Annotated in this window: 8 protein-coding genes; 5 read left to right on the forward strand and 3 right to left on the reverse strand. The window is 47.2% G+C overall.

Annotated elements, in window-relative coordinates:
- The 4 genes from B3D59_RS04455 to ychF all read left to right on the forward strand — a co-directional run.
- On the forward strand, positions 1-456 hold a 456-nt coding region (locus tag B3D59_RS04455; RefSeq protein ID WP_349676864.1), incomplete at its 5' end, for a rhomboid family intramembrane serine protease.
- A 393-nt stretch (positions 457-849) separates the two neighbouring features.
- Entirely contained in the window at positions 850-1,155 is a 306-nt protein-coding gene (locus tag B3D59_RS04460) for a YhbY family RNA-binding protein (protein WP_286817966.1), read from the forward strand.
- A gap of 29 nt (positions 1,156-1,184) precedes the next feature.
- On the forward strand, positions 1,185-2,060 hold the full coding sequence (locus B3D59_RS04465) for an MBL fold metallo-hydrolase (protein ID WP_286817967.1): 876 nt from the start codon (positions 1,185-1,187) through the stop codon (positions 2,058-2,060).
- A 20-nt stretch (positions 2,061-2,080) separates the two neighbouring features.
- A complete protein-coding gene (gene ychF / locus B3D59_RS04470) occupies positions 2,081-3,151 on the forward strand; it encodes a redox-regulated ATPase YchF (protein WP_286817970.1) in 1,071 nt (356 codons plus the stop codon).
- Between the two features lie 57 nt (positions 3,152-3,208).
- On the opposite strand, the gene B3D59_RS04475 is transcribed toward ychF, so the two are convergent.
- The 3 genes from B3D59_RS04475 to pyrR are packed head-to-tail and all read right to left on the reverse strand — an operon-like array spanning position 3,209 to position 4,659.
- Complete coding sequence (locus B3D59_RS04475) at positions 3,209-3,613, reverse strand: hypothetical protein (RefSeq protein ID WP_286817971.1); 405 nt, start codon at positions 3,611-3,613, stop codon at positions 3,209-3,211.
- Positions 3,614-3,616: 3 nt separating this feature from the next.
- On the reverse strand, positions 3,617-4,120 hold the full coding sequence (locus B3D59_RS04480; RefSeq protein ID WP_286817972.1) for a MogA/MoaB family molybdenum cofactor biosynthesis protein: 504 nt from the start codon (positions 4,118-4,120) through the stop codon (positions 3,617-3,619).
- Entirely contained in the window at positions 4,117-4,659 is a 543-nt protein-coding gene (gene pyrR, locus B3D59_RS04485; protein WP_286817974.1) for a bifunctional pyr operon transcriptional regulator/uracil phosphoribosyltransferase PyrR, read from the reverse strand. Before pyrR ends, B3D59_RS04480 begins: the two co-directional genes overlap by 4 nt.
- A 295-nt stretch (positions 4,660-4,954) precedes the next feature.
- Between pyrR and mobA the strand changes: the two genes are divergently transcribed.
- A partial coding sequence (gene mobA, locus B3D59_RS04490; RefSeq protein ID WP_286817975.1) for a molybdenum cofactor guanylyltransferase occupies positions 4,955-5,416 on the forward strand: 462 nt, incomplete at its 3' end.

Consider the following 5,416-nt stretch of genomic DNA (forward strand, 5'->3'; position numbering starts at 1 on the left):
AAATTATTAAATCCTTGGTCCTTATCATCATTTTTGAATCCATATTTTTATTTCAAGTTGGTTTCATACGTTGCCGGTCATGCTAATTGGAATCACCTCATCGGAAACATGATGATCATTCTTCTTGTAGGACCTTTGCTTGAAGAAAAATATGGTTCAGTCAAGCTCTTTGAAATGATTTTGATTACAGCGATATCAACGGCATTGCTAAACGCATTTTTATTCTCCAATTCCCTCATAGGTGGAAGCGGGATTGCATTTATGCTGATTCTTCTTAGCTCTTTTTCAAATATCAGAAGTCGAGAAATTCCTTTGACCTTCATCATCATTGCAGTGCTTTACATCGGCAGTGAAGTGTTATCAATTTTAAAAATTGATAGGGTATCCCAATTTAGTCATCTCGCTGGAGGGTTTATTGGAGCGTCTTATGGATTTGTCCGAAGTGTGAGGCGGTGAAAAATAAATTTTTAAATATCATGTGTCATCGGGCCACATTTTGACATAGCTATCACTGACTGAAGAAATCATCGCTTTTATCAACAGGCTCTCAGTCAAAAGCGAAATCTCCCAGACGTTAAATTTAGAACCCCAGGCTATTATTAATGGTTATCACCATCAAGCATCTGAAAAATGAAAACGGGTACTCAATATTTATATCCAATTTTAACCCCACAATCTGTCTATATTAAAACGCTGGAATCTCTATTAGCAGTGGCGTTTCCTTCTTCTGTCATTGACGATGATCGTTCAAGTTTTATTAACGTAGAAACAGAGCCCGGTGTATCCACAATCCCAGGTTTATGATAATATGCCGGACCTGAAAGATGAACTTTAATTTAAGGATCGAACGTGACACAACTTACCGGCGCTCAGCGCAAATATCTAAGGGGCCTTGCCCATAGTTTAAATCCTTCAGCCTTTGTGGGGGCAAAGGGTCTGACAACAGCCCTGATCCAGGAGATGGACAACGCCCTGAACGCATCTGAACTGATTAAGATCAAATTTATTGATCACAAGGAAAAGGATGTCAAAGCCGCTTTGCTTGATGAGATTTCAGCGCGGCTTAAATGCCATGTTGCCGGAACCATCGGCCATGTGGCTGTTCTTTACCGCTGTCATCCAGACCCGGAAAAGCGAAAAATCACTTTGGTTTGAACTGAATCAACCACCCAAAGGGGATTACCATGATGCAGGAAACGTCATTTATTGTTATTCGGGGCAACAGTATGCGCCTGGACGGCGGCACCATGTTCGGCAACGCAGCTAAAGCCCTGTGGCAGAAATGGGTCCGGGCAGATGAAAGGGGCATGATTGATATCGCTTCAAACTGTCTGCTGGTCAAAACCGGAAATTACAATCTATTGTTTGAGACCGGCTGCGGGGCATATCTCTCTCCTGACATGAAAGCGCGCTTTGCCGTCCAAGAAGAGACGCATGTGTTGTTGCAATCGTTGTCCGAACAGGGTTTAAGTGATTCAGACATCACTCATGTTGTTCTGTCCCATCTTCATTTTGACCATGCCGGCGGGCTTTTAAGCGCTTGGGAATCGGATCGAAAACCGGACCTGCTTTTCCCCAATGCCCTTTTTGTGGTGGGAGAGGAGCATTTTAGGCGCTCAAAATCCCCTCATCCCCGTGACCGGGCCTCATTTATTCCGGGTCTTGCTGAAAAGTTGCAGGCCACAGGGCGTCTCGTGTTAAAGCAGGGCGGGGACCGCCTGACTGTGGGCGCCCTGACCATTGAATTTTTCCAGAGCCAGGGACACACCCCGGGGATGCTGGTCTCCCTGATTCAGGCCCGGGGCGGTACCGTTATTTACACAGGCGATCTTATCCCGGGACTGCCCTGGGTGAACCTGCCCATCACCATGGGGTATGACCGGTTTGCCGAAAAGCTGGTGGACGAGAAAAAACAGATACTGGACCGTGCCGTTGCCGAAGATGCCCTGCTGGTCTTTCCCCATGATCCGGTCCATGTGGCTGCCCGGGTTGAACGCGATCCCGTGAAAAAAAGGGTGATGCCGGCAAAGGTCTTTGAAACTTTAACTATGACGCTTTAAAAGAGGATAAACATAAAAAAATGAAGGTAGGCATTATCGGACTTCCCCAGACAGGGAAGAAAACATTGTTTCAGATTTTGACCGGCAACGAGATTACGGATCCGGCCAAGGCATTTAAGCCGGTCCCAGGCACCGCCGACATTCTGGATTCCAGGTTTGACCGCTTGGTGGAGATGTATGCCCCCAAAAAGGAGGTCAGGGCGCGTCTTGACCTGGTACTTTTGCCTAAAATGGAGGCTGAAACCATTTCCAAAGGAGATATTTTTAAAGATATATCCGACATGGATGCGGTTTGCCATGTGGTCCGGGCTTTTGAAGATGAGGCTGTTTATCATGCCGAAGGCAGTGTGGATGCCCTGCGCGATTTTGACATGGTCAATTCCGAGCTTGTGATGCACGACCAGATTTTTGTGGAAAAGCGCATTGAGCGGCTCTCTGCCATGGTCAAGAAAATTAAGGATGAAGACCAGAAAAAAGAACTGGTCCTTATGGAGAAGATGCTGGCCCATCTGGAACAGGAACTGCCGCTTCGTCTGCTTGAGTTATCCGAGGATGAGGAGAAACTGATTCGCTCCTACCCCTTTATCACGTTGAAAAAATTGGTGGTCGCGGTCAATGTGGCTGAAGATGACCTTGGCAATACAGGTATTCTGGATACCTTTAAAGGCAGTTGCGATGCCCTTGCCATAGAGGCGATGCTGGTATCGGCCAAGGTGGAGGCGGAAATCGCCATGCTGGACAGTGCCGAGGAAAAACAGGAGTTCCTTGAGGACTTGGGTATTACCTCCACAGCCCTGGAGTCTTTGACTGCCCTTTGCCTGAAGTCCCTGGATCTGATCTCGTTTTTTACCGTGGGCAAAGACGAGGTTCGGCAGTGGCTGGTGAGAAAGGCGGCTAAGGCCCCGACAGCCGCCGGTGTCATCCATTCAGACCTTGAGCGAGGTTTTATCCGGGCCGAGGTGTTCAAGTACGATGAACTCATGGAACTTGGTTCTGAAGCGGAATTGAAAAAGAACGGCAAGTTCTATGTGGAGGGCAAAGATTACGTGGTCCAGGACGGAGATATCTTAAATATCCGCTTTTCTGTGTGAATCATCCAGGGACAATACTATTTTTTGAAAAAAATAGTATTGTCCCTGGATACGTGTCTATTCCGGGGCGTTGCCGTGTGCTTCGGTGAGCTTTTCTTTTAGAAACGCTATTTCCTGCTCATCATATTCATACATATCAAAGCAGCATGCGTCTTCGCCCAGAAGTCCTTCGGGCACGTGGTCTCCTTGCTCCTGGGGATCGGTGACCAGGTCCGCGTAAAAACAGATAGACAGCCAGCGGTCATCCGGGTCATCATCAATGACATCCACCATGGCAAAGAGCGGGCGTTTGGCTTGGGCCGTATGCCGGGGGCGAAAGGAGTAGCTTACCCCGGGCCGGCTGACAAATTCAAGGGCGATGTCGGACAGGGTGTTTACGTGATTCACAAGCTCGGTAAATGCCTTGCGGGTCTGGTTGTCATTATCTTTCCAGTCGTTTAATAATTCGTCAAGTTCTTTCATAACCTATTCCTTTGCATGTTTGATCAAATGTCCAAGTTCTGGGAAAATCAGATTGCTGCAGGCCAGTTTGCAGGCGTTCAGACTGCCGGGCATGCAGAATACGGCAGTGCCTTTTATAAAGCCTGCGGTGGCCCGGGACAAAATGGCGGCAGAGTCAATTTCGTCAAAACTGAGTTGGGCAAATACCGGTCCAAAAGCTGTCAGTTCCTTGTCAAACAGGGGCCGAACCGCTTCTATGGTAACATCTTTGGGACTGATGCCGGTACCGCCGGTCATGATGACGGCATGGGGGACTATGCGCTCGATAATATGCTCAAGCGCTTCTGTGATGGCATTTATATCGTCGGGGATCACCTGGTGAATCATCACTTGATGCCCCTCTTTTTTTGCCTGTTTTTTTATCCATAAGCCGCTTTTGTCATTTTCAAAAGTTCTGGTGGAGGAGATGGACAATATGGCAATTTTGAGGTGCCTGGGCAACGCTGTTCGATGGGCGTGGGTGCTCATGAAAATTTTAGTTCCCTGTAAACGCAGTCTTCGTTGTCCTGTTCAAGGACATGGACATGGATCATATCTTCGGGTTCTGTATCCGCAAAAATACCCTGATAATCCGCCTGGATGGGTAATTCCCTGTGACCTCGGTCCACCAGGATGGCAAGCTCAATGCGGGCGGGTCTGCCAAAATCCATCAAAGCCTCCATGGCGGCCCGGATGGTTCTTCCTGTGAAAAGCACGTCATCCACCAGAATAATCTCTTTGTCATCCACGGAAAAGGGGATGTTCGAGGGCCTTACCGTGGGCTGGTGACTGATTTTTGTCCAGTCGTCCCGGTACATGTTGATGTCCATGGACCCCACAGGCGGTGTTCTGCCTTCAATGGCTGCGATTTGATCGGCCAGGCGTTTTGCAAGAAAATCTCCCCGGGTCTGAATTCCCACCAAGGCCAGGTTTTTTACCCCTTTATGCTTTTCAATGATTTCGTAGGCAATGCGGGTGATGATCCGTTTGTAATCCTGATCATTAAGAATGCTCTTTTTTTTTGTCATGATATGCCTTTTTACGTGTTCGGATATGGCCTAAAAGTTTTTTCTACCATCTTTTTTTTAGCACGGCAACACCTTGATTTCTTATCCGGCAATTCTAAATTTTATTCTCGCACAAAGCCTCAAAGACACAAAGGGGCACAAAGTAGAATAAAAATCTTTGTGTCTTGGTGTCTTTGTGCGAGTTTTCAACTAATAAATATTCATATTTAGAATTGCTGTTTCTTATTCGGATTCATATAATGAAGATTATCATTAAGGGTTTCGGAAGAAATAAAAGCAGAAGGGATTAAAGGCATTGGAAAAAATAGACTGCACGGGCGTGATCCTGGCCGGCGGCTGCAACAGGCGATTTCCCGGCATAAACAAATCATTTCAGACGGTTGGGACACATACCATGCTGGCCCGGATTCATACCCTGTTTTCCATGATGTTTGAGGAAGTAATTCTGGTGGTTAATGAGCCGGCACTCTTTTTAGATATCGACGCCCTGATTGTAACGGATATTGATCCGTCTCAATGCGCTTTGGCCGGGCTTCATGCCGGCCTGTTTCATGCCGGCTTTGACTGGAGCTATGTAACGGCCTGTGACGTTCCTTTTGTCAGCGAGAAGATCATCCGGTACCTTCTGGCGCAAAGAAGTCCCGAAAAACAGATTATCATACCCAGAACCTGGGAGGGGCTTGAACCGTTGTCCGCTCTGTATCATAAATCCTGTATGCCGAGAATTGAGACCAATCTTAAAAAAAAGGTGTTTATG

It is taken from the genome of Desulfobacter sp. UBA2225 (assembly GCF_002348205.1).
In the GTDB taxonomy this organism is placed as follows: domain Bacteria; phylum Desulfobacterota; class Desulfobacteria; order Desulfobacterales; family Desulfobacteraceae; genus Desulfobacter; species Desulfobacter postgatei.